Origin of the sequence: Paenibacillus woosongensis (assembly GCF_030122845.1) — a bacterium.
Lineage (GTDB): Bacteria > Bacillota > Bacilli > Paenibacillales > Paenibacillaceae > Fontibacillus > Fontibacillus woosongensis_A.
The window spans coordinates 1250631-1276167 of the sequence record NZ_CP126084.1 but is presented as its reverse complement, the minus strand read 5'-3'; the positions used below and the strand labels follow the sequence as shown (position 1 = coordinate 1276167).

The window sequence follows — 25537 nt, the reverse complement described above, 5'->3', positions numbered from 1 at the left end:
AACGTATTTTGCCGGAAGCTGCGGTAAAAATAATAACTTTTTCCCCTGTTTGATTAGGTTAATATCTAGATGTAAACGATTTAAACAAAGGGGAGGTTCTCCAAATGAAATTTTTAGCCATTACCTCATGCCCTAACGGCATTGCGCATACTTACATGGCCGCTGAAAATTTGCAGAAGGCGGCCGACAAGCTAGGAGTCGGCATGAAAGTGGAAACCCAAGGCTCTATCGGCGTAGAGAATGAGTTTTCAGAAGAGGACATTGCCCAAGCGGACGGCATCATTATTGCCGCTGACAAGCATGTAGACAAAAGCCGCTTTGTCGGCAAAAAGCTGTTGGTCGCTGGGGTTCAGGATGGGATTCGAAATCCGGAGGCTTTGATCGAAAAGCTCGTTCGCGGTGATGTACCTGTCTATCAGGCCCGTCCGGGGCAAGAGCCTTCCGGCGGCAGCGGCAGGCAGCAGGCAGCCAAGCAAAACCAAATTTACCGCCATCTGATGAGCGGTGTATCCTACATGGTACCGTTTATCGTCGTAGGCGGGCTGCTGATCGCGATTGCCCTGTCCATAGGCGGAGAACCGACGCCAGGCGGACTGCAAATTCCGGAAGGCTCCTTCTGGAAAATCGTCGAAAGTCTGGGCGGGGCTGCTTTTACCTTTATGGTGCCGATCCTGGCCGGGTTTATCGCTTTTAGTATCGCTGACCGGCCTGGCCTTGCTCCGGGGATGATCGGCGGCTTCATCGCCGCGAACGGCAGCTTCTACGGCAGTGAGGCAGGCGCCGGATTTATCGGCGGAATTATCGCCGGCTTTCTGGCAGGTTATGTGGCGCTGTGGATCAAGAAATGGAAGGTGCCCAAAGCGATTGCTCCTATCATGCCGATTATCATCATCCCGGTATTGGCGTCGCTGATCGTCGGTCTCGCTTTTATTCTTCTTCTTGGCGGACCGATTGCGAAGTTTTTTGAATTCTTGACCTCCTGGCTGGCCAGCATGCAGGGAACCAGTTCAATCCTGTTGGCCTTAATTCTCGGGGCGATGATTTCCTTTGATATGGGCGGCCCAGTGAACAAGGTTGCTTTCTTGTTCGGCTCGGCGATGATCGGGGAAGGCAACTATGAAATTATGGGACCGATTGCCGTTGCAATCTGTATTCCGCCGATCGGGCTCGGACTTGCGACGTTCCTGTTCAAACGGAAGTTCCATGATGCGGAACGGGAGTCCGGCAAGGCATCGTTCACCATGGGATTGTTCGGCATCACGGAAGGGGCGATTCCCTTCGCCTCCCAAGATCCGCTGCGTGTCATTCCCAGCATCATGATCGGCTCCATGACCGGATCAGTCATCGCCATGATCGGCCAGGTTGGCGACCGGGTAGCACACGGCGGCCCTATCGTTGCCGTACTAGGTGCGGTAGATAATGTCGTTATGTTCTTTGTTGCTGTTATTGTCGGCTCGCTCGTAACAGCACTAATGATCAAGCTACTCAAAAAGGACGTCGCTCAGACTCAACCAATGATCGCAGACGGCACTGTTTCAGCAGGTACTATCGCAGGTGGTTCTGTTGCGAGTAGAGCATCCGTAAACGGCAAAGCTGAGGAGAGCGTTAACGATAAATCTGAGGTTAAGGATAATAACGCTCAAGCTGATACTAACGTGACCTCATCCGCCAATGCCGTAATTCAGCATAAACCGGTGAGTAAATTAACGGATATTATCAGCCTTGATCTAATTGAGACTGAACTTCAAGCAGCTTCTCGGGACGATGTTATCGATGAGCTGATCGGAAAACTTGAAGCGGATGGCGCAATTAGCTCCGCCTCCGAGTTCAAACAGGCGATCCTTCGCCGCGAGCAGGAAAGCTCGACCGGAATTGGCATGAATATCGCCATTCCTCACGGGAAATCAACTGCCGTCATCAAACCGCGCGTCGTATTTGGAATGAAGCAAGTCGGCGTCGATTGGAACAGCGTGGACGGAACAGAGGCCAAACTAATCTTCATGATTGCGATCCCTGCGGAGAACCCGGGTAACGAGCATCTAAAAATACTACAAATGCTCTCCCGCAAATTGATGGATGATGATTTCCGGGATCAGCTATTGAAGGTACACACGAAACAGGAGGCTTACGCGCTTCTGGATCAGATTCATTAATGTTAGAAACAAACAGCCCCCGAGCAAGGATCAACGATTCTGCTCAGGGGCTGTTTTTAGCTATTTTATTCTGTTGTTGTACTGTCACTTCCGGTTCCAGGTACCGCTTCCTCCGTTTCGGAAGGCATAATGTCTCCAGACTCTGCGGCTGTTGTTGTAATATAGACGGTCTGCGTTGCATTATCCCATTTCACAGCAGCTCCTAGCGACTCGCTAATGAAGCGGATCGGCACCATCGTATGCGAGCCGACCAGCTGCCCGGGAACATCCAGGTTCATTACCTGTCCGTTCTTCTTCGCAGCTTTGCTGCCCAAGGTAAGCTCGATTCTCGTATCGTCTTTCGTTGCAGCAACGGATTGTGTCTGAGCGTTCCATTTCAAAGTAGCACCCAGACGTTCGAATATAGCCCGCATCGGAACCAGCGTACTGCCATTTTTCATCACCGGCGGCTGTTCGAAAGACATCAATTCCCCATCAACAATAACTCTGATCTTATCAAAACTGATTTGCAGCTTATCCGTCGTAATACCTTTTCCGAAATTGCGTTCTCTGATCGACGAAATCTCTGCAAGACTGCTGGCCCGCTGCTGCAGCAATTTCTCTGCGCTGCTGTTTCGCAAAGCAATAATGGAGGATTCCGTACTAGCCTTAAGCTTATTCATCTCGCCTACGGATTGATCCCGAGATGCCTGAAGATCCTTTCTCGCATTGGCAAAAATCGTGGCCATCTGCTCCTTGGCCGCGGTCAGACTCATGCCCCCTCGCTCATACTTCCACATCGTACTTGAAGAATAGGAGGGATTGCTCTCATTTTTCAGCTTCCACATCAGGCTGCTGCTGTAACTCGGATTCATTGTATTCGCATATTTCCACATGATGCTTGAGGAATAGGATGGATTGACATTGTTGCTGTATTTCCACATCAGGCTGCTAGAATAGTTAGGGTTAATTTCATTGTTGAATTTCCAGTGGATGCTCGAGGAATAGCTCTTGTCGCTTTCCTTGTTATATTTCCATAACGGGCCAGAAGAGTAATGCGGATTAATCGCCCGTTCGTATTGCTGCAATTTGCTCTGGTAGCCGGATTGCTTGCCATAAGCCGCTTGCAGCTGTTTATGATCCTCCTTCAGCAGCTGTGTCAGGTAAGCCAGATCATCATCCAGGAGCTTCTCCAGCGTACTTTGATCCTCCCTGGATTTCTGCAAGAATTGCTCAAAATCACCCTGAATCTGTTTCAAGTCGGCATCGTACTGGCCTCTGAACTCATCGCGAATTGTCGTGTACTGCTTTTCTATTTCTTGAATAAATGAATCGCTAGCCTTTGCGGCTTGCAGATTCCCCTGCGGCCAAGCAAATACACCCGTAAGCATAGCCAGAACGATGAAGAGTATGTAATATTTACTTTTTAAAATTTTCATTCTGCCTTCTCCTTCTTCATAAGTTATTAATTTTAACGTCTAAGGGGTTTCGCCAAAATCGCTGAAAAACCTCTAAATTTGTCGAAAATCAGCGCTTTACGACTATACCCTTCATTGTCAACCAAACCAATGTCCAGGGAAATAACTCCCACATCCCTTCGCTTGTCAATTACAAAAGTCACACAAAAACCATTCAATTGGCACCCCTCGAGAAACATATACAAAGGAGACCATAAAAAAATACCCCCTGCCAAAGCTAGCAGGAGATATTTATCGAAGCTCCCTGTAAATACGGTGCACTTCATCTACTTATTTATAGTAGGAAGTTGTCAAAGGAATCATATAGCCCGCATCCCTATCCTTCCTAATATCAATTGTAATGTTCTTCACACCAGTGATGTCGACTTCGATCGTTTGCATCCCGCTTTCTGGTGTAATCCCTTCCACCTTTTTCAGCAGAGCATTTTTGTCGAGGTCTTTAATTTCTATGTATTCCACGTCCTTGTCGATTGCCGCGAATTGTAGATACAGCTTCGTGTACTTTCCATTCGGAGTTAAGGCCGTGTAGTTTATATTGTTCCCAGGGGCACTGTAAAGCACCTCTTTATAATCCTGCCCATTAAGCGTGGTGTGGCTCGGATCCTTGGAATACAACGTATTATTAAAATCCTCCCGCTTGATCGGAACACCTTCCGATTGTTCTCCCAAGAGCACCTCGTTGGCCTGGGCATCATATTTCACAGCTACACCCAGTACATCCGCTACAGCCCTTACAGGGAGATATGTAGTCCCATCATACGTAATCGGCAGCACGGCTTTACCGTTTGCATCCTTAAGCTGAGCGATATTCCCATCGACTCTAACTTTAATGCCTCCATTCAGAAATGCCTTGATTTCTTGAAGCTGAGAGCTAGCTGCGGCCCCTAAGCTCATTCCGCCGAATAACAGCACTGCTCCACCGAGGATAAGGGCTAATTTCTTCTTTTTCATCAGATTCTCCTTCCACCTTTTAGGTAAATTTTAAGATATTATAGCATCACAGTACTTTAAGAGGTATAGTATATTGGCACTATATGACAAGTTTATAAGTCTCAAGTCTCGGTCTTTGCGAACAGATTCTTCGTCCGCCAGCGTCCGAATCGGTAATAGGCATAGGAGATTACACTGCTCATTATGAAGCTTAAGCTGAAACCTAACGCAATTCCCTTCTCGCCAAGCAGAGCGGCAAACACGTAAGTCAACGGATACCGTAAAATCCAGAACGAGATGATATTCAGGACAAGCACCTGCAGCATTGCTCCCGAAGCGCGCACTACACCGTTAAAGATAAAATTCAAGCCCAAAAAGGGATAGAAAAAAGCAATCATTTGCACATAAGAGGCTCCAAAGGACACGGCTCCCGGCTCAGAGATAAACATTGCAATTCCCGGCTTAGCCAAAATAAAAATGATCGACGAAATCAATAGCATGATCGCTAAATTAAGCAAAATCGCATACCCCGTTATTTTTCGCACCCGCTGCCACTGCTTCACTGCAATATTTTGACCCGTCATACTTGTCACAGCCACACCAAGCGCTTGAGCTGGAAGCATGATTAGGCTATCCAAACGCTGTGCCGCGCCAAAGCCAGCCAGCGTATCCTTCCCGAACGATGCGACAACGCTCATAATCGCAGCTGATCCCGCAGAGATGGCCATCATTTGCAGACCGGAAGGAATGCCTTGCGTTAATATAAGCGTAACTTCCGCTTTCTTGGGCCACCTTGGCATCGAGAACGGAATGAACTTGCGGCGCAGGCTGAGTACAAGTCCGTAGAAGAATGCCGCTCCTTGGGCAATCACTGTAGCGTAAGCCGCGCCTTGAATCCCCCATTGAAATACATAAATAAACAAGGGATCGAGTACCGCATTCAAGACAACCGCCATCATCACGAACCACAGCGGCGTTTGACTATTGCCCAGCGCCCGGTACACCGTACTAATAAAGTTATAGCCGAATAAGAATAGAATGCCTAGAAAATTGATTTGCAAATAAGTTAAAGCCAGAGGTACCATTTCACTTGGCGTTCCCAGCAGGAGCAGTATTTTCTCCGAAAATACAAATCCAATCACACCTAGCACAATAGCAATTATGCCAAGAATAACGGAAAAGGCATTCACATAACTTTTTAACCCCGACTCGTCTTGTTTGCCTTTGATCTGCGACAAAATGGTGAGTGCCGCATTATTGATCCCGATGATGAAGGATAGGATCGTAAATAATACCGTGCTGGATATTGCCACAGCTCCTAACGCATTGGTTCCCAGCAGATTACCGACCCACAAACTGTCGATGAATTGATAAGATACCTGGAGTAAATTCGTAAGCAGCAGCGGCGCGGAAAACGTGACAAGCTGCCTCCAAATATTCCCCTTCGTAAAATCATGCTGCTTCATATCGCAACCTCCCTCCCCCATCCCCTATCATAGCAGACAAATAGAAGGGGATTTCTCCCCTTCCAGTCTAGAAATAATGAAACACTACGAAATCGCAAAAAAAATGGAGCCTCGGGTTATTACCCTAAAGCCCCTGTTATATCAATTTATGCGCGTACCATTTCTCCCCTTTGAACCTCCAGGCAAAAACCAGCCCGCGGATGCCCCATTCAGCGACCATCGCCACCCATACGCCCATAATGCCCAAGCCAAGCGTAATGCCTAAAATATACCCCAGAATGACGCGGAACAGCCACATCGACAGCAAGGAGGAGATGGATGTAAAATTGGAATCCCCCGCAGCACGCAATGCCGCTGGCAGTACAAAGCTGAGCGACCATAAGAATGGCTGCGCAATAGCAATAAGCAGAATCAATCCGAAAATGGTAGGTATAATCTCTACCGGCGGCGAGAACATTCGCACCATCAACGGAAACAATGGGAGCAGTATAAGCGATGCAATCACGAACAGCACCGTGGATAATCCCAGGAACGATTTAATGAATTTTCGCGCATCCTCGATATTCCGCTGGCCGATGCATTGGCCGACAACGGTAACGATTGCGATGCTCAGCGCGCTGCCGCCGATTTGAAAGACGAGCGATATCGACCCGCTAATGGCATTTGCCGTCATCGCCAGGGTCCCCAGCTGTACGATAAAAGTCTGCGTCAACAGCTTGCCGCCATTGAAGAACATCTGCTCCGCCGCAAATGGAAGACCGATGAACATGATCTTCTTCTGAATCGAGAAGTCCAGCTTCAGCGTATTTTTCAACTGCACACGCAGGGTCTGATTATATTTTAACAAGTAAACCAACGAGCTGATCATGCCCAGAATCCGGGCAAGCAGTAAAGATATAATAAGGCCGATCACGCCTAAATCCAGAATCGTAATCAATAGCACGTTTAAGCAAAGGAAAGTGATATTCATAATCAAAGACAGGCTCAAGCTGGCTTTCGTCTCCGCCACGCCTCTTAGCACGCCGTTAACCGCCTGGAATATCGCGATGAACGGATAGGATACACAGCTGCCGATAAGATACAATCTGGCGTTCTGGAAGACGTCGGCATCCGCCTTGCCAAACAGCAGATTCAGCGTTGGCGTATGAAAGGCAATAATCAGGACACTGAGCAGCACAGAGATGACCGCCACGGCGGACAGGGCCTGCGTAGCCGCTTTGGACACCATTTGCTGGTTCCCACTGCCTTTATACTGCGCGACGATGACCGTACCTCCAGTAGCTACAGCTACGAACACATTGATCAAGAAGATGTTGAGCGAGTCCACCATACTTACCGCACTGACGGCAGCTACTCCTGACGAGCTGATCATAGCTGTATTCAGCAGGCTCATCAAAACTATACAGCCCTGATCGACAAAAATAGGAATAATAATCGCGATGATTTGCTTATAATCCATCGATGTTCCGGTAAAAAAACGATTCAACACGGAAACAGCGCCATGTTGTATTCTCGGCCTTATACGATTCACCTGTGTCATCACTTCTTTGGCTGGATTGTGCAGCTTCCTCTATTCAAAATTAGCGCTGCTTCATACTATTATAGCACTCTTCTACGAGAAGGGATTGAAAGATCATCAGCAGAACAGGACTTTCCAAACGTTTGAAGAGAACACCACACTATAAACAGTGCATTTTGCTCTCCGCCTCATCCCACGGCACAGTGTACCCCTGGCCTTTGGCGCAAAATATCGACGAAGAAGTATATTCCGGGTCTGCATCCTTATTGTAGCCGATTTTCGCAATGACCTCCTTCTCATTATGGCATCGGTCATAGCCCGCAAATGCGAGGCTTAGCGTTCCCCTTCCTTGCGTAAAGGAAGCCAGCTCACTGCCGTAATCCATGAAGGTAGCAACCGGTACGGTTCCCGTTAAAATGGCCTTGTCTCCTTCTGTATCGGGCGCATCATAATTGCCGTGAGCTTGCTGGACATCCGATATAACTCGGCCGATCTGGTCAAGCTCAACTTTGATTTTGAATTGATAGTAAGGCTCCAACAGCACATTCTTTGCTTTTTCCAACCCTTGCCTCAACGCGCGATAAGTCGCCTCTCTGAAATCACCGCCGGACGTGTGCTTATTATGCGCCCTTCCCGTCAGTAAAGTTACGGCGACATCTGTTAGCGGCGAGCCCGTTAACAAGCCATGATGATCCCGTTCATACAAGTGATGGCGAACGAGGTTCTGGTTGCCGACCGATAAATCATCGGCATGGCAGGCATTCTCGAAGCGGATTCCGCTGTTCCGCTCGCCCGGCTGTATGCGCAGATGAACCTCGGCATAATGCTTTAACGGTTCAAAATGACCATAACCAACTGTCTCCGTCTCGATCGTTTCCTTATACAAAATTTCCGGCTTATCGAAGGATACGTTGATGTTGAACCGCTCTTTGACCAGCTGCTCGAGCACTTCAAGCTGAATTCTTCCCATGACGTGAATATGAATTTCCTGCAGACTCTCCTCCCAAAGCACATTCAAGGAAGGATCCTCCGCATTCAAAATTTTGAAATACCGCAAAACCTCCTTCTTATTCACGGCCGGTTCAAGGATCACCTTCGACTTCAAGGTCGGCACCATGTCGTAGATGGATTTTTCCCGTAAAGTTCCTAAACCGTCGCCCACGGCAGCCATAGACAGACCGGTAACGGCAAACAGCTCTCCAGCCTCTACCCGTTCCACCGCATGAAATTCCCGGCCATTGTACACGCGGATCTGGGTTATTTTTTCGCTCACCGGGTTCTCCTCATCCCCATAATTGAGAGTCTCCCTGACTTGCAGTGTCCCGCTAAGCGCTTTAATAAACGTAATTCTCGTCCCCTGCTCGTCATGGCGAATCCGATAAACACGGCCTGCAAACGGCTCTTCACTGGAATAGTCGGTTACCGTCAGCAGATCCAGCTTCTGCAGGAAGCTCTCAATTCCGGCCCCTTGCAGCGCCGAGCCGCAGGCATAAGGATACACGGCATTATCCCGGATCAGGCGCTGCATCGCGGCAAGCCAAGATCCCTTGTCATAACCAGCGTCCATATATCGCTCCAGGAGAGCCTCGTCCCGTTCGGCTAGAAACTCCGCCAGTACCTCGCTCATTTCGCCGTCCTCCGCCAAAGCTTCCGAAATGTCGCATACGTCCACAGCAAAATTGCTTTGAATATCACGTACTACCCGCTGGACATCAGCCCCTACCCGATCTATTTTATTGATAAAAAAGAAGCAAGGGACGCGGTGCTTGCGCAGAAGCTCCCAGACAATCTCCGTCTGCCCTTCGATTCCTTCGACGGCGCTGACAATAATCACCGCATAGTCCATCGCCTGGATCCCCCGCTCCATTTCGGGAGAGAAGTCGGCATGGCCCGGTGTATCGATGAGGAAATAGCGGGAGCCCCGGTAACTGAACATCCCTTGGTCCGAAAATACCGTAATTCCCCGCTGCCGCTCAATTTGATGACTGTCCAGAAAGGCGTCCTGGTGATCGACGCGGCCCCGCTGCTTAATACTCTTTGTATAATATAGAAGCTGCTCCGAGAATGTCGTTTTCCCGGCGTCGACATGCGCTAATACTCCAATCGTCTTGTTCATTGTTGTTCCTCTCTTCAGGCATTCGATTCACTCTTGTATCTATGACTATGATTATAGCAAACACAGCAGATATGTTGATTTAATTCCGCACATTCTATATAAGATGAACTATTGAAATCAATGTGAGGCAAGTATGTAATATGAGTTGTTGTAAACACTAGGCTGGATCGTACGCTAAGCTGTGTCGTACACCAAGCTGTGTCGTACACCAAGCTGTGTCGTACACTAATGGAATTCATGCATCTAATTATCCCCTAAACGAAGATTTTAGAGGATTAAATGGATTTTATGCAGCTAGAACCAAGGTTCCTGCCCATCAATGGCAACTTCCCTTCTTCTAACGACATGAAATCCATGTATATCTATTTCATCTACCTTGCCGCAAAAACTAACTACTATAAACCCATTTATTATCAATTGAATGATTAAATTGGAGGGGGACAATCACCGCTTAATTGCGTTTCCTTCCTCCCATCTTGCCCATAAACGCGTCCTATGCTATGTTTACTGGAAAAATATTTTCGGGGAGGCAGGCATACGAACATGAACAAAACGAATCCTATTTTGTTAGATATACCTGATTGTTTCGAAAGTGAGCGATTGTTGATCCGGGCTCCCAAACCAGGAGACGGGGCGGCGTTAAACGAAGCCACTGTGGAGAGCATCGAACAGTTGCGTCCATGGATGCCTTGGGCGCAAGAGGTGCCCACACCCGAAGACTCGGAGACGGTCATCCGGCGCGCCCACCTGAGCTTTATCGAACGGACGGATCTGATGCTGCTTCTTGTTCTCAAAGAAACAGGCCAACTCGTCGGCAACAGCGGCCTGCACCGGATCAATTGGGAAGCGCGAAAATTCGAGATCGGTTATTGGGTGCGTACTTCCTTCAGCAAACAAGGCTTCATTACAGAAGCTGCAGAGGCCATTACAAATTACGCCATTCAAGAGCTGCAGGCCAACCGTATCGAGATCCGGTGCGATGCACGCAACACGCAAAGCGCGAATGTGGCGAAGCGTCTGGGCTACACGCTGGAAGGGGTGCTGCGGAACGATGATTCTGGCACAGATGGCACATTAAGAAGCACGATGGTCTTCTCCAAAATTCGCGGAGTCGAGTTTTAAGTCTGTCTGGCCTATTCGATAAAACAGCACGCAAAAGGAGGGGCAAAGCCCCTCCTTTCTCAGTAACGGTCATCGTATCGCGGACCATCGCAGACCCCATTCGCTAATCCTTATAGGGGTCGAATTCGTCCGCTCCCGCCATGCATACGCCAATCGGCTTAAGCACATTCAGCACCTCAAGCGTGTCGCTGTGCGCATCCAGAACCTCCTGCAGCTTGCGGTAGACGAATGGACTCTCGTCCGTACCCGCGCCGCGCAATTCTACCCCGAATTCCCGGACGGCATCCATCATCTGCTTCGGGGTGATCTGTCCGCCGCTGCGGGTGCGTGTCTTCCAGTTCATTTTGCCCGCCGCTTGAGTCCGGCTCATAATGCGTCCCGCTCCATGTACTGTGCTGTAATAAGCGTCCATGTTCTCTTCTGTGTCCTTTCCCCGGACGATGACAGAGATATCGCCCATGCTCCCGCCGATAAAGCCAAGCTGGCCTGGAGCCGACGGTGTTGCCCCCTTGCGGACGACAACGACTTCCTTCCCGTTATGCGTTTCTTTCCAAGCATAGTTATGATGATTATGCACTTCAAAGTCCGCTTCGGCTCCGAGAATGGACAGCACCTCTCGAATCACGTAGTCCCGGCCTGCATATGCATAACGTCCAGCAAGCTTCATCGCCCGGTAGTACATGTCGCCAACCTCGCTGTTTAAATCCAGCAATAGCGGCGGCTGGTCCATCGATTCGCCCGGCGCCTTGTCCGCAAACCGCCGGCCTGCAGCGAGATTCATAAATCCGCTGGCCGTCTTATGCCCGAAGCCGCGGCTCCCGAAATGGTTTCCAATCCACAACCGTCCCGTTTCCGGCTCTTCGAACAGATCGACATAATGATTGCCGCTGCCTACGGTACCGAGCTGGTTGCGGGCTAACGCTTTTAGCTTGTCATGCTCCTGCTGGCCGAATGCCCGGTATACATCCCAATCGGGATCGTCGAATAACTCATGATCCACCCTGTCATTGTTGACGCGGCCGATCCCAAACGATATGTTTCTCGCGATTTCGTCCATGATCTTCCCTAGTCCTTGCCGGATATCCCGAACGTACAGATTCGTGCGCACTGCCTTGTTTCCGCAGCCGATATCGTATCCAACGCCAGACGGCGAGATTTGTCCGTCATATACGACAACACCGCCAATCGGCTGGCTATAGCCTTTGTGATGATCCGCCATCAGCAGGGACTGCACGACATTCCCCGTCTTCGCGCACATTTTGGCTTGAGCTACCGCTCCCTCGTCCGGCTTGCCCCAGACGCGGACCCCATCGATGTTCTGATATGCCATGATGCTCTCTCCTCTATTCCATGATTCTATTGTTTTTATTGTCTATAGCTTTGCTTATTTACTTATTTGCCTATCTGTTTACCCCTGTCCTTAACCCCAAGCTTCCTTTAATGACATCCGGAACAACTCGTCAAGCTGGTTATCCTGTCCGTCTGCGGAGGAAGGCATGCCTTTGGCAACTTCCTTGTAATACTGTATCTTCCCATCCAAAAACGCGTTGATCGGACCGATTTGCGGCTCATAGTCCATTTCATCGCCTGCTTTTTTTCGAATCAGCAGACTGTCGACGGCCGCCTTCAACTCGCTTTTTGCTGGTAATAACTCATCCGTAAGCGCCGTGAATTCGATCGGCGGCATCGTACCGTATTTCTCAATCCACTCGCAGGCCAGCACCGGCCGAAGCACATAAAAATACTTCTTGATTTTCACCCGTTCTCCCTGCAAATACTCGCGATAGTTCCCCTCCGCCATATGCAAATAGTGATACATGCAGGCCTTAGGCGAGAAGGTTAGCGCTGAGAGCTCACGGATTTGCTCTGCCGCCAAACCCTCCTCCATATATACAATGGGCGATTGCAGCCATTCTAGCAAGGGCGGATTCGATTTGCGGAACAGATTCAGCGCCTTCTTCAGATCCCAGCCGTTAATATCAAGCAGCTCGCTGATCGGGCGCTCGATGACATCCCTTTTTTCAAAAATCGATAAATACCAGTCCACCGGTCTGACATATATGAATCTTACATCATAATCGCTGTCCTTTGAAGGAAATCCCCACGCCCGGCTCCCCGATTCGCAGGCATATATAATCCGCACCTGCTCCTCCCGCTCGATTTGCCGTAATTGGGCCAATATTTGCTGCCGCTGCTCAGACATTTGTTTCGCTCCTTTCCAAGCACATACCATTGACAGGAATTCTATATACTCCTAGCATGCCTGAAATCAGGGCGGATGAACATAGCAAATAAAGCGCGAACACAGGGATTTCCCTGCATTCGCGCTTGTTAAACTGATAATCCCAGATCCGCGCAGCACTGCTTATACTTCCTCCCGCTGCCGCACGGGCATGGATCGTTGCGTTCAGGCAGCTTCCCCTTAAAGTACCTGGCGACGTTCTGTGCAAACAGCCGTGCCCTTACCTTGTCACCCAACTGCTTCATCCGTTCATTCGCATAGCTGTACACCTGCTTGTAGCTGGAGCAGAAGTAATCGACACCGGACGACTGCAGGTCAGCGCTCCATTCCCGATTGCGCGGACAGCCGCCGTGGCAGAGCTTCTTCCACTCGCATGTTTTGCATGACTCAGGCAGATTCGGCTTCATCTTGAGAAATTTATCATACAACGGATGCGCCAATATTTCATCGATGGAATCCGCACCCACATTGCCCACTTTCCAATCGGGGTTGATGAAAAAGTCACAAGGGAACGCATCGCCGTTCTGCTCCAGGATGATCGTCTGCGGACAGGCGGCGCGGTGAATGCACAAACCCGGTTCCCGATGCACATACACGTTCAGCATTTCGTCGAAAAAGCGGATTGAGGTTCGAGGGTCTCCGCCGTTATACCAATAATCGAACGCTTCGCAGAGGAAATTGCCATACTCCTCCGGCGTAATATCGTACACCCCAGGGCGGTTAATTTCCTGCGCCCGAAAATCCATGCACGGAATAAATTGCACAAAAGCGAAGCCCTCTGATTCAAAGAAACGCATCATTTCGGCTGCCTTGCCGACGTTTCCCTTATGAACTACAGTCAATATGTTAAAATCTACGCGATGCTTGCGCAGATGCTCTATTCCCTTCATCACCCGGTCAAAACTGCCCAGTCCCCGGGAGTCGACTCTTCTTGCATCATGAATCTCTTTAGGGCCATCGAGGCTGACGCCGACCAGGAAGTTATATTGCTTAAAAAACGATGCCCACTTCTCCGTAATCAGCGTCCCGTTCGTCTGCAAAGAGTTGCTGATCATTGTATTTCTGGGTGCATGCTTGGCCTGCAGCCGAACCACTTCCTCGAAGAAGCCCAGTCCGGCCAGCAGTGGCTCCCCTCCCTGCCAGGCAAAGGTGGCCGAGCCTCTCGATCTCTCCATGTATTCCTTCATGAATTTCTCCAGGAGGACTGGATCGATCCGATTGATCTTTCTTCCTGGCTTACCGCCGCAGGTGCTGTAATAGCAATAATCGCAGGCTAAATTGCAGTCCTCCGACACCGTCTTCCACATCACGCTGATGTTCCGATGTTCCACCGCCGAACATCCGCCGCTCATAATTTTCCCTCCTTAAGTTCAGAACTGACTTAGAAAGCCCCGATGAATCACGCATCATCAGGGCTTGGCTCTGCTTATCGACAATTAGATTTTAAATTCCTTGGCGTGGAACGGCCCGCCTTCCTTCATGACCGTCCACAGCGGATCAACATCATGCTCCATCGTGGACATCATTTCGTCATGCCACTCGTTCAAGTAATATACAGCCTCTTTGCAAAGATCGCGTCTTTCCTCAGCAAGATTATGCTGTTCGTAAGGATCTTCCGTCAGATTAAACAGCATCTCCTTCGGAAATCCGTGATGACCGTCATGATAAGTACGAATATAGAGCCAATCGCCGAATCTTACGCTTCGCTGGCAGACATGGGCGCATTGAGAGAACACCAAATAATCTCTACCCGTATCCGCTCCGCTTAACACGCTATCGGCATAGCTTTGCCCATCCCAGGAAGAAGCCTTTTGACCGCCGAGCAGGCTGGCTAACGTAGGGGCAAGGTCAAGATGATAGTGCAGCCCCTCGTCCACGATGCCCTTTGCGCCGTCCGGCCAGCGGATGATCATCGGGATTTGGCAGGTGCCCCGATCCGCGGTGCCATGCTCGGAGTAAATACCAAGCTCACCCATGTTCTCGCCGTGATCCGCACTAATCAGAATCGCCGTGTCCTCCAGGACGCCCATTTGCTTCAGCTTGCGAAGCACTTGGCCGACATGTGCATCCATGTAACGGATCGCGCAATCGTAGTTATCGATGATCGTCCTTAAATCCTCGTATTCTTCAATCGGCTTGCCGTGGCGAGGCCATCTGAAATAATGGGTCTTAGCTAGCTCGTTCATGTGATCGATGCTGTGCTGCCCGACCTTTTGCTTATGCTGGTTGAATACCTCTTCCGTAAGCCATTCCGGCATCGGGTCTTCGGCAAAGGGCTGGCCGAACTCCTCCGGTGTTCTGTAAGGGGTATGGGGGTCCCAGAAATTAAGATGCAGGAACCAATTATCCGCGCTGCCGTTATCCTCCAGCCATTTGAGAGCTACCGGGAGCACCTGCTCCGCGGATTCATGGCCTTTGGCCCCGATGTTGAACACTTCATTGAAGCCAGCGTTGAAGGTCCAGGCAGAATGTCTCTCCGCAAAAGTACTGATCGTCGCTGTCTTATATCCCAGCTGGCGAAGCGAGCCCGGAAGGCTCTCATGGACCAGCTTGTCGTTGAAGTCGCGGCTTGGCCCTTCACGCCTCATATCCGCCGCGGTTCCCCCATGGCCGACGATACCGTTATGAATGCCGAATCTACCAGACATCAGAGCGGATCTGGATGGCAGACAAGGCGCGTCCGTACAGTAATAATTCGTAAACATAACGCCTTCCTTGGCAATTTCGTCAATATTCGGCGAAGTCGTGCGATGATAACCATAACAGCCTAAATGATCCGGACGCAGAGAATCTAAATCCAAATACAGAATTCTCATGAGCAAGTAACCTGCCTTTTAATCGAAAATTTGAGTATAACTTAGGTACTAGCCTTTGACCGAGCCCGCAATGCCATCAACGAAGAAACGCTGCAAGAACAAGAAGATTACGATGATCGGCACAATGGCGATGGTGCCTCCCGCGGCAATCCCTGTCCAGTCGACGATGTTCTCTCCTTGGAGCGCATACAGACCGACGGAAAGCGGACGCGCATTCGGTGCGCTCAGCGTCAGGATCAGCGGAAGCAGGAAGGAGTTCCACGACCAGATGAATTGCATGATCATCACGCTGCCGATGACTGGCTTGGATAGCGGCAGCATGACCCTGATAAAGGTCCGGAAAAATCCGCTCCCATCCACGATGGACGCTTCCTCAAGCTCGTTGGGAATTTTCGCGAAGAACGTGGCGAACAGTAAGATGAAAATCAAATGATTCCCGCCCGCTTCAGCTAGAATAACGCCCATTTGCGTATTCACCAGGCCCAGCTTCCGGATCAGATCGTATATCGGGATGATGGCGAACTCCATCGGTACGAACATGCTGGAGATTAACAGCGCATAAATGATTTTCTTCCCTTTAAATGAATACCTTCCGAGTACATAACCGCAAGTAGCCGTCGTAAAGAAGACAATAGCAATCGTGCCCACCGTAATAATGACACTGTTAAAGAAATATTGCTCAAAATTCGCTTGGTTCCAAGCTCGCGTAATATTGTCGAAAGTCAAATGCTTCGGGATCAATGAAAGACCATTCGTGAAAAACTCATTTTGCGTTTTGAACGAGGCCGTCACCATCCACAGGAACGGATAAATCCAAATCAAGCAAAAGGCGGTCATGACAACATAGAATATCGAGCGCTTAATCGTCCCCATTACTTACTACCACCTTTGATTCTCTTTTGCACGAAGGACTGAAAGATAGCCAAGAGTATAATAGTCAAGGCGAAGAACAATCCGGCCGCCGAAGCGTAGCCCAATTGCGGCAGTCCCATTTCGCTTGTAAAAGCGTAACGATAAATATAAGTCGATACGACATCCGTAGCAAAGAACGGCCCGCCGTTTGTCATCGTTTTAACCAAATCGAAGGCCTTCAGCGAGTTGACCACATTGAGCAGCAGAATGATCGTTCCGATCGGAATCAAGAGGGGCACCGTAATATGCGTGAACTTCCGGATTCCTGTGGCGCCGTCCACCTCAGCCGCTTCATACAGCTCCTGCGAGATCGATTGCAGGCCGGCCAGCCAGTAGACCAGATTGACGCCAAGGTTCTTCCATACGGAGATTAATACGACCGTAAACATCGCCCAGTTCGCATCGCCCAGCCAATTGATCGGCTGATCCAGCAGGCCCATGTTCATCAGCGCCCCGTTGACGGCGCCGTCGCTTCCCCAAATGAATACCATGATAATCCCGACGATCGAAGTGGTCGTTACGACCGGCAGGAAGATGAACGTACGAAACAAGTTTGCTGCTTTAAGTCCCGGACGGTGCAGCAGCACCGCCAGGATCAAAGCGAAGATCAAATGGAAGGGCACCGTGCCCGCCATGAATTTGAAGCTGTTCTTGAACGCATTCCAGAAGTAAGGGTCCTGTGCCACTTTAATAAAATTCTGCATGCCTACAAACTTGGCGTCCGAGGTCAAGCCCGACCAGTCCAGCGTAGAATAATACCAGCTGGCCACAATGGGCCAGCCTTGAAACATCGCGAATAATGACAACGTAGGGAACAGGAACACCCAATACCAAACTACGTTTTTCGAATTCTTCATTGATATTACTCCCTATTTTTTAATTGCCGCGTAGTCCTCGTTCGTATAGTCCTTATCCGCGTTCCAGTTGGAGAATACGAAGTCTTCTTTATCGACCTTCGCACCGTTTGCCTGCGCTTCCTTAATCGCCTTATCCATCGCAGTATTCACACTGCTCGACAGGAATTTCAAAGCGTCCTTCGGATCTTTGATCGCGCCGGAGACCAAACCTTGCACGATATCACCCAGTCCTGGCTGCGGATCTTTGTAATTCGCGAAAACGGCGGATGTTTCCGGGTTTCTGATTTCCACGCTAGGAGCTAGACGGGAATTGTCCATAGCTACTTGGAAGTATTGCTTGAATTGTGGAATTTCGGCCGCAGCTTCGTTTACGTCTTTCAGCATCGAGAATCGGTCTCCGGCTTTAACCAATACCGATTGGTAATCCTTGCTGAAATACTCCTTCAAATACAATGCGGCCGCTTCCGGATGCTTCGTTTGTGAGGACATCCCGAGCCAAGGCTGGAAGTTCGGTCTTGGCAGATAGCCTTTCTGTCCTTCGTCTGGAACAGGAGGAGCCATTACACCGAAGTCCAGATCGGGATTGTCCTTCGTCCATACACCAATGCACCATTCGCCTTGGATGATGAAGCCTGCTTGTCCTTGGCCGAACAAAGCGCGTGCTTCCGGTGCGGAAATGCTAAGCGTCTTTGGATGGTAGCTGCCATCGTCCTTCAGGCCTTTGAACAAATTCATGACATTTATAACGGCGTCGGAATCATAATTCGCATCATTCGTTACGAGAGATAACGGGGAGTGCGGGTTGAGTCCGCTTCCACCCAGTGCCGACCAGTCGATCACTGGATTCTTCCAGCGGACAATCGTTTTGCCGCCTTCGATGATGCCGTAAGCCTTACCCTTGGATACTTCCGTGATCGCTTTGGCCGCAGCACGGAATTCGCTGTAGGTCTTCGGCGGATTCTCCGGGTCTAGGCCGGCTTCTTTGAACAATGTTTTGTTATAAAATACGAGCGTATTGGGTAGCGGCAGGTAGGCCGGAATCGTATAGATTTTGCCGTCCTGCATCGTTGCGCCTTCTACGAAAACTCCATCCACGAAGCGGCTCTTGAACTCATCGTCCAAATACTGATCGAGCGGCTGGAACCAGTCTCCGGCAACCGCGGTGCTCAGCTTCATGCCTGGCGGGATCGGGAACAAGTCTGGAGCATCTCCCGATTTAATGGCCGTCGTAATTGTGTTTTGGAATTGATCGCTTGTTAAGAGCGTATATTCGATCTTAATATCCGGGTGTCTCGCTTCGAAGTCTTTAATGAACTGCTCGCGGTACGGCTTCTCGCTATCCGCCCAGTCCATGACGCGCAGCGTGATCTTCTCTCCCGACTTCTGCTCTTCCGCAGCTTGTCCTGCTGAATTCTGCCCGCTGTTCTCTGTTGCAGAATTGGAGCTTGAGCAGCCTGCAAAGATTTGTACAATTAGTACCAACATCAGCAAAATACTAACCGTTTTAAATTTCTTGTTCACACAAAATCCCCCTTCTGATTCTGTAATTCTCTTCGGTTGTCAAATCCAAAATTCCCCATAAATACTGACTTTGAATGCGATTACAAGTGCATTCGTTTTATGATTTGTTTTTATATTATCTAATTTTTGCATTGTTCGACAATGTAGGGAAGCATCTTGTTTTTGTATTTTTGATACTTTTACGTTAGTGATCATGGCCACATTTGAAGCGCGGTCCATCTTCTGTTCTTCTCAACCACAGCAAAAAAATGGGCTGTTCCAATAAGATATTAAAAGTTGGACGGACACAGGGGACGCTATTTGTGAATTAACGAGGAATCTTGAGAGCTAACGGACCTACGTTCCGCTATTGCTTCCTAAAACCTGCTTATTGCCGTCGATTTGGTCGAATAACGGAACCAGTGTCCGTAAGCATAGTAAAGGAGGGGTACTTTAACAAATAGCGGATCTCCTGTCCGTTAGCGGGTGACCCATCCAACGAGTTCAACCAATCCCATTAGTCTCATCAGTATCATCAGTATCATCGTTCCCATCAGTATCATCGTTCCCATCAGTATCATCGTTCCCATCAGTATCGTCAGTATCATCGATATCATCGGTATCATCAGCCCATCAGTCCATCAGTCACATCAGTCTTACCAATCCATCCATCTCATCAATTCCACTAATCGCCAAACCTTCCGCTGAAGATCAAGAGGGCTGCCAAAAAGTCAGCTTTTACTGACCTTCTGGCAGCCCCCCTTCGAGCTTATATTTCGAGCTTGTATTTAGAACGTTCTCTTCGCTAAACTCCGGCTATAACCGAAGGCGTCGCAATCGTATGCCGCAAATTGGCGCTCATTGCTTTTCGGTCTCGCTCATTCTCACGTCCATCAAAATAAAGGATTTCCTGCTCCAGTTCCTCCAGTTGTGTCAGCTCGCCCGAAAGATAGCTATTGATGCGGTAGGTTGCCGTCTCGATCCGCCTCAGCAAACCGCCCATACGCAGGTCGAACACATCAAGCCCAAAGATTTTGTTCTCATCCAGCCACTGTGCATGGTAGTCGCTAATAAACTGCTGGGCTCGTTGCTTCAATTCAGGCAATATCACTTGGCCGTATTGCGCGAGAAGCTCGTGATCTTTGTTCAAATAGGCGCTGCGGATATTTATCCCTGCTTCGCATTTCAATTCCAGAAGTCTGCTTAAGGTAACCTGCGTCTGGAACATTACCTGCCACTGCGGATTTCTGGACACGCACTCCGCGAAAAATTCCGCACAGCGCCGGAAATGATCAGCATAAGTCTGAGGAATGACATGCTTATCAAACAATCCGCACAGGACATCCTGGTACAACAAATATTTAGGAGGGTTGATCGAATGCGTATCGTGCGTGGTAAGGTCCGGTACCCGCATCGTCATGTCCAAGTTCATGAAATCGCCGAAGCTGCCGCCCGTGCAAGTGCAGAACCGCTCCTGTAAATGCTCCGTATCCGCACGGTTCGCATAGCCTAACTCCGCCCATAGCTGCAGCGCCGGCAGAACCGAATAGACCGAAGCCTCGGCTCCATTGTCTCCCCACGCTGTGATCAACACTTCCTGTATGCCGTGCTTCACGCAGCTCGCATGCGCCATTTCGCCGATATATTGGCTAAAATGGTTGTTCGGCGAGAACCCCATCCACTTCCAGGCCCCGCCTGCAAAAATAATCCGATCGCTGAGCTGCTTATGCTTCTCCAGCATGCCTTCGTATTTCTCCGGCTCAACCGAATAATAATCCCAGTACACGAGCGTGATATCGTCCGGGATCATCTCGATGACATCCTGCCGGATGGGACTGTCCACGTCATAATATTCTCCCGCACTGGCCAGGCGAAAGAACATATCGCTCCACATCATCGGCTTATAGCCGTATTTCCGAGCAATCTCCATCACTTTATTGAAATGCTTCAGCATCAGCGTCGATCTTTCCTGATACCCATGCTTGTCGAGATATTTGCCGAGTCCCATCATATGAGCTTCATCCATGCCGATATTGATTCTGCGGCTCGTTAAATTCTCTGACATCGTCCGAAACATCGCATCAATGAGCGCATAAGTCTTCTCTTCGTCAATCAGCAAAATGTCGTTGCAATCCACGATTTCCGCAAAAGCGCTCCACTTCAGCGCTGTCCCCAAATGAGCCAGCGTCTGAATGCAGGGCACAAGCTCGATGCCAAACAGGCTTGCATACTGGTCCATCGCCTGCATTTGTTCCCGGGTATATCTGCCGCGCATATAGCCGAAATAAGGATACTCCTTGATTTCATAAGTATCCTCAGTGTACAGTTGCACCGTCGTATAGCCCATCAGAGCCAGGCTTCTGATCAGCCTTTGGAAGGTTTCCACCTTCAGCACCGCGTTTCTCGAACAATCGAGCATGACCCCTAGCTGTTCATAAACTGGACGTTCCGCCATTTCAAACGGTTCGTTCTTCTTTAACCCTTCGGTCATTAAGCCGAGCGCCCGGCAGATTTGGGAATCGTGCTCGTAAGCAATCATCCCTGCTGTGCCATCAAAGCGAATATGGATGGCCTCCCCCTCGGTTCTGGAAAAAAGGACGGCTACTCCTTCGTCCCCCAGCTCTGCCCCCAATAAAGGCAATATTTCCTTGACGCCCTCAAGCTGCGTTTCATTTAAACCTGTCACTTTCAGCTTCATTGACTACGCCTCCTAACAGAAGAAACCTGCAGCGTCATATGACATCGCTACAGGCTATCCATCCTATTCTACTAACCATCGTAATCAATTATGAATGATCTAACAATGTAGGGATGACGCCCCTTTTTGTACTTTTGATACTTTTGCGGTATTCACTAGGCGAAGCTTTGAACGCGCTGCGAAAAGTATGATTTAAATGCGGAGAATCGCAAAATCCGCATTTTTGGGCAATTTGCTCAATCGTGTCATCCGTCGTTTCCAGCAGTCTTTTTGCATGCATCAGCCGCAGTTTTTTCACCATTTTCATGGGGGTAAGCCCATAAATTTCTTTAAAGGCCCGGCTGAAATAGACAGGGTTCATATGATAAATTTGCGCCAGCTCGTTGCGGGTAATATTCTCGGCCAGCCGGTTCTCGATATAATGCAGCACATTGTTGAAGCGGTCGGTAATGTAAAATTCGTTCGGTGACCGCTTCCCGCCCAGCTTGGAACTCTCAATAATCTCATGAAGCAGGGAGAAGGCCAGGAAGCTGCACTGCGCCGACCGGTAGTCGTTGCCCTCCTGCAGCCATAGGCTCCTTAGCTCGTCGAATTTTTTCTCGTACAGCTCCGGGTCCCTAATGGTTACCACCTTGCCCATCGGGTAGAAGCTGAAAAAATCCACTTCCTCCATCACCTTCAAATCGATATTGAACAGGTAGTGGATTCCATCCGTCTTCGAAATGACGTTAAACGGGAGATCCGGCCGGTGAATCATCACGTCCCCCGTTTTGGCGATATACTCCTTCCCCTCAAAGGTCGTGCTGACCTCCCCTTTTTTGATATAGGCGACCGTGCAGCAGGACTGGACGTAATCGAAGATGACTCTGGACTTGTATTGGATTTTCTTCACATCGAACAACGTGATTTTCAGCTGATCACTTACGCTATATGACAAGGGTTGGCCTCCTTTGATGCCTTGAATACGTTAGTTTCGCTAATAGGCTCTATCTAATAGTTTGTGCAAATAGAATACCATGTTTTTGCCCGGCAATCCTTTACTTCTCTTCATCCAGAATGAATGCAATGATTTCCTCCACGGTCTGCCGCTGCTGCTCTTCCCTCGTGATCTCTGCCTTTCCGTCTCCATCCTGCTCTCCGTAATTGCCGAAGTAGGCGTGGTTACCTCCCTCGATAACATACTGATTTGGTGTGGCCTCCAGTTTGGACGTATCCAGGATCATATCCTCGCTGCCATAGATGGCAAGCGCCGGAAGCTCAGTAGGGCCTACGGAATAAGCTCCAAGCAGGATCATCCCTTCTACTCTGCCGCTATTTTTGCCGGCGTAGCTGCTCGCCATTGCCCCGCCCAAGGAATGCCCGCCAATATACCAATGCTTCACCTCCGGAAGCTGCTCGAACACGCGATCGGCTGCATGGATATCAAATACCGCCAGATTAAAAGGCATTTTTAATAGAACGCAGGTTATCCCTTGCTGAGACAACTGCTTTAACAGCGGGGCGTATGCGGTTGCCTCTACCTTCCCGCCAGGGTAGAAGATTAGAGCTGTGTCGCTGGCTTGCTGATGCTCCGGGTAGAAGATCCACATCTTATCTTTGCTAACGACACGGTTCTCTTCGCCAGCCATAGCTTGCACCGCCGCTTCATCCGCCCGGTAATCATTGAGTGTGTATATGTAAAAAGCGCCTACGGCAAGGAGCAACAACGCGAGGACGCTAATAGCCGTGATTTTGAGCCGTTTTTTTGTTTTGGGTTTCATGGGCCTGGTTAACCTCCTATGATTTGCTGATGTTGCGGATAGATAGCCTTCTAACCTAAATCGGCCAGGGAAGGTGCAAAAATGAAGGATTTTCCTCTAGAAGATAAGTTTGTGGCTCTATTGATGCCAATGCATTCTCGTAGAAAAAGGCTCGCCCCTTCAAAATACGGAAAAATCCTGCATAGCCGCAGTTTTATCTTTGAACCAGAGCTATGATCGATAATAAAAAAGGCACTTTCCTCACGTTTCCCTTCTAGATGGTTAGGATCAGGCAACTAGATGTATTACATGCAGTTAGTTCAGCGGTTCTGGGCGAGTTAGAGAGAACTAACCGCAAAACCTACATTTAGTTTTAAGCTATTTCGGCGAATGAGCTCCATTCAGGCAAACTAACTGCATGTTTTCCATTTAGCGCATGGCTTCTTAACAAAAGTGGCTTAACTAGCTGGATAAAATACATTCCGCTTTAAACACCTGGTAAAACCAGGGGCTGGATGGCCGCCACCATCGATCTAACCCTCTTTAACTAACCGTGGCCCTAACAATTACCGTGCTTAGTGAATAAAACAAAGCGCTACAATTTATAAGCCGTACTTCTCTCCGCTATTTGCTCACGCAGTTCCGGCCTTTTTTCTTGGCCCGGTACAAGGCCGTGTCCGCCGACTTCATGACGGCATCCGGCTTCTTGTGCTTCTCGCTTTTTTGAGCTAAACCGATGCTCACGGTGATGTAAATTTGTTTCCCGGCTCTGCTATTTCGAGTTTTGCGCCGGGACTTGCTCTTGCCCCTCCCTTTGCGATTACGCAGCGTGAACGGCCGTTTGGCTATTTGCTCCCTCAGCTGCTCCAGATGCGGCAGCGCATCCTGTACGCTTTTCCCCGGAAAGAGAATCGTGAACTCCTCACCGCCGTAGCGGTAGGATTTCCCCCCGCCTGTCACATCCTTAATGACCGAAGCCACCAGCTTTAGCGCCTCGTCACCCGTATCATGACCATAGGTATCATTAAACTTCTTGAAATGGTCGATATCCAGCATGGCGATGACATAGTTCATGCCCAGCTTCATCATATCCTGCTTCAGAGCCCGCCGCGAGGGCAGACCTGTGAGCTCATCCGTAAATGCCATCGAATACGAATCCTGGATGATCGAAGTCACCAGAACCATGCCGGAAACGGCAAAAAACACCACATACATCATCGGGTCTCGATTCTCGTGCAGCACATAGAACAAAGCGCACAACACGGCAATAAACGCGATATCCTGGGACGTCTTGTATTTGACCTGCCTCGTGATGAGCAGGACTAGAGCGATCAGGAAGATGCTGACGGACAGCTGACTTATTGGTGTAATAGAAGTAAGGCTGACAGGAAGCATGTCTTTTGTGATCAAAGAAAGGAAAACGCCCTGCTCGGGACGCAGCAGCCATATCGCAATCAACACCTGGGAGAGGATCATTCCGATGCGGAGCACTCCCCATAGGCTCAGTATTCCCCGCTCCCTAAATAAAGAGAACAGACCGATGTTTAGCGGAATCAATAAGGAGATCAGCGTATAAATATCGTTCGCAGCGATCGGGAAAGAAGGCTTCGCCATACCGGGCAAATATTCGATGGACGCCAAAGCAAGGGCAAGGACGACGAAGTTAAAAAATTCCCTGCTCCGATTGAATTTCCACGAGATGACGGCCCCCACGGCGAAGATCACATAGGGGGACAGCTCGATAATATCCAGCTGCGCCCGTGCCAGCGTACGGGTTTCCTTATAGAAATAATAGGCCGCAGCCATTAATAGAAATGGGAGAACAAGCTTAAGGACGTTCCGAACCGTAGTCTTCAAGTAAATGATTCCCTTCATGATGTTTTACTTTTGCTTCATATTTATTATCGGCTCAAACAAAGCACCAACTTAGAAATTATGCAGCATTATTATCTATGAACTGGCGGCAAGGACAAATGCGACCGGAAATACTTCCAGCTCTATGGGATTTCT

At 49.3% G+C, this 25537-nt stretch carries 19 protein-coding genes; 2 read left to right on the top strand and 17 right to left on the bottom strand.

Going from position 1 to position 25537, the window contains the following annotated elements; all coding sequences use genetic code 11:
- The first annotated feature begins 104 nt into the window (after positions 1 to 104).
- Positions 105 to 2153 (top strand): PTS fructose transporter subunit IIABC, encoded by a 2049-nt coding sequence (locus QNH46_RS05510; protein ID WP_283927229.1) that lies wholly within the window; start codon positions 105 to 107, stop codon positions 2151 to 2153.
- Positions 2154 to 2218: 65 nt separating this feature from the next.
- Here the strand turns inward: QNH46_RS05510 and QNH46_RS05505 are convergent, their stop codons facing one another.
- The 5 genes from QNH46_RS05505 to QNH46_RS05485 form a co-directional block, all read right to left on the bottom strand.
- Positions 2219 to 3571, bottom strand: a complete 1353-nt coding sequence (locus QNH46_RS05505) for a stalk domain-containing protein (RefSeq protein WP_283927228.1) — start codon at positions 3569 to 3571, stop codon at positions 2219 to 2221.
- 309 nt (positions 3572 to 3880) lie between these two features.
- Positions 3881 to 4561, bottom strand: a complete 681-nt coding sequence (locus QNH46_RS05500) for a stalk domain-containing protein (protein WP_283927227.1) — start codon at positions 4559 to 4561, stop codon at positions 3881 to 3883.
- Between the two features lie 101 nt (positions 4562 to 4662).
- A complete protein-coding gene (locus tag QNH46_RS05495; protein WP_283927226.1) occupies positions 4663 to 6006 on the bottom strand; it encodes an MATE family efflux transporter in 1344 nt (447 codons plus the stop codon).
- 136 nt (positions 6007 to 6142) lie between these two features.
- Positions 6143 to 7546 (bottom strand): MATE family efflux transporter, encoded by a 1404-nt coding sequence (locus QNH46_RS05490; protein WP_283927225.1) that lies wholly within the window; start codon positions 7544 to 7546, stop codon positions 6143 to 6145.
- 139 nt (positions 7547 to 7685) lie between these two features.
- Entirely contained in the window at positions 7686 to 9641 is a 1956-nt protein-coding gene (locus QNH46_RS05485; protein WP_283927224.1) for a GTP-binding protein, read from the bottom strand.
- 543 nt (positions 9642 to 10184) lie between these two features.
- Here QNH46_RS05485 and QNH46_RS05480 point away from each other — a divergent pair.
- On the top strand, positions 10185 to 10763 hold the full coding sequence (locus tag QNH46_RS05480) for a GNAT family N-acetyltransferase (RefSeq protein WP_283927223.1): 579 nt from the start codon (positions 10185 to 10187) through the stop codon (positions 10761 to 10763).
- 103 nt (positions 10764 to 10866) lie between these two features.
- On the opposite strand, the gene QNH46_RS05475 is transcribed toward QNH46_RS05480, so the two are convergent.
- The 12 genes from QNH46_RS05475 to QNH46_RS05420 all read right to left on the bottom strand — a co-directional run bounded on the left by QNH46_RS05475 (position 10867) and on the right by QNH46_RS05420 (position 25402).
- The gene (locus tag QNH46_RS05475; protein WP_283927222.1) at positions 10867 to 12093 is read right to left on the bottom strand and encodes an RtcB family protein; all 1227 of its coding nucleotides are present in this window, start codon (positions 12091 to 12093) and stop codon (positions 10867 to 10869) included.
- Between the two features lie 90 nt (positions 12094 to 12183).
- On the bottom strand, positions 12184 to 12966 hold the full coding sequence (locus QNH46_RS05470) for a nucleotidyltransferase domain-containing protein (RefSeq protein ID WP_283927221.1): 783 nt from the start codon (positions 12964 to 12966) through the stop codon (positions 12184 to 12186).
- Positions 12967 to 13094: 128 nt separating this feature from the next.
- Positions 13095 to 14357 carry an anaerobic sulfatase maturase gene (locus QNH46_RS05465; protein WP_283927220.1) on the bottom strand — a complete coding sequence of 421 codons (1263 nt, stop codon included), beginning with the start codon at positions 14355 to 14357 and terminating at the stop codon, positions 13095 to 13097.
- Between the two features lie 84 nt (positions 14358 to 14441).
- Positions 14442 to 15821, bottom strand: a complete 1380-nt coding sequence (locus QNH46_RS05460; protein ID WP_283927219.1) for a sulfatase family protein — start codon at positions 15819 to 15821, stop codon at positions 14442 to 14444.
- Between the two features lie 48 nt (positions 15822 to 15869).
- Positions 15870 to 16694, bottom strand: a complete 825-nt coding sequence (locus QNH46_RS05455) for a carbohydrate ABC transporter permease (protein WP_283927218.1) — start codon at positions 16692 to 16694, stop codon at positions 15870 to 15872.
- Entirely contained in the window at positions 16694 to 17590 is an 897-nt protein-coding gene (locus QNH46_RS05450) for a carbohydrate ABC transporter permease (protein WP_283927217.1), read from the bottom strand. The genes QNH46_RS05455 and QNH46_RS05450 overlap by 1 nt, the downstream gene beginning before the upstream one ends.
- A gap of 12 nt (positions 17591 to 17602) precedes the next feature.
- Positions 17603 to 19111, bottom strand: a complete 1509-nt coding sequence (locus QNH46_RS05445) for an ABC transporter substrate-binding protein (RefSeq protein ID WP_283927216.1) — start codon at positions 19109 to 19111, stop codon at positions 17603 to 17605.
- A 458-nt stretch (positions 19112 to 19569) separates the two neighbouring features.
- On the bottom strand, positions 19570 to 19707 hold the full coding sequence (locus QNH46_RS05440) for a hypothetical protein (RefSeq protein WP_283927215.1): 138 nt from the start codon (positions 19705 to 19707) through the stop codon (positions 19570 to 19572).
- A 188-nt stretch (positions 19708 to 19895) separates the two neighbouring features.
- Positions 19896 to 21788 (bottom strand): beta-N-acetylhexosaminidase, encoded by a 1893-nt coding sequence (locus QNH46_RS05435; RefSeq protein ID WP_283927214.1) that lies wholly within the window; start codon positions 21786 to 21788, stop codon positions 19896 to 19898.
- 88 nt (positions 21789 to 21876) lie between these two features.
- On the bottom strand, positions 21877 to 22725 hold the full coding sequence (locus tag QNH46_RS05430) for a helix-turn-helix domain-containing protein (protein WP_283927213.1): 849 nt from the start codon (positions 22723 to 22725) through the stop codon (positions 21877 to 21879).
- Between the two features lie 100 nt (positions 22726 to 22825).
- A complete protein-coding gene (locus QNH46_RS05425; protein WP_283927212.1) occupies positions 22826 to 23548 on the bottom strand; it encodes an alpha/beta hydrolase in 723 nt (240 codons plus the stop codon).
- A gap of 603 nt (positions 23549 to 24151) precedes the next feature.
- Positions 24152 to 25402: a GGDEF domain-containing protein gene (locus QNH46_RS05420; protein WP_283927211.1), complete on the bottom strand. Its 1251-nt coding sequence runs from the start codon at positions 25400 to 25402 to the stop codon at positions 24152 to 24154.
- Positions 25403 to 25537: the final 135 nt, after the last annotated feature.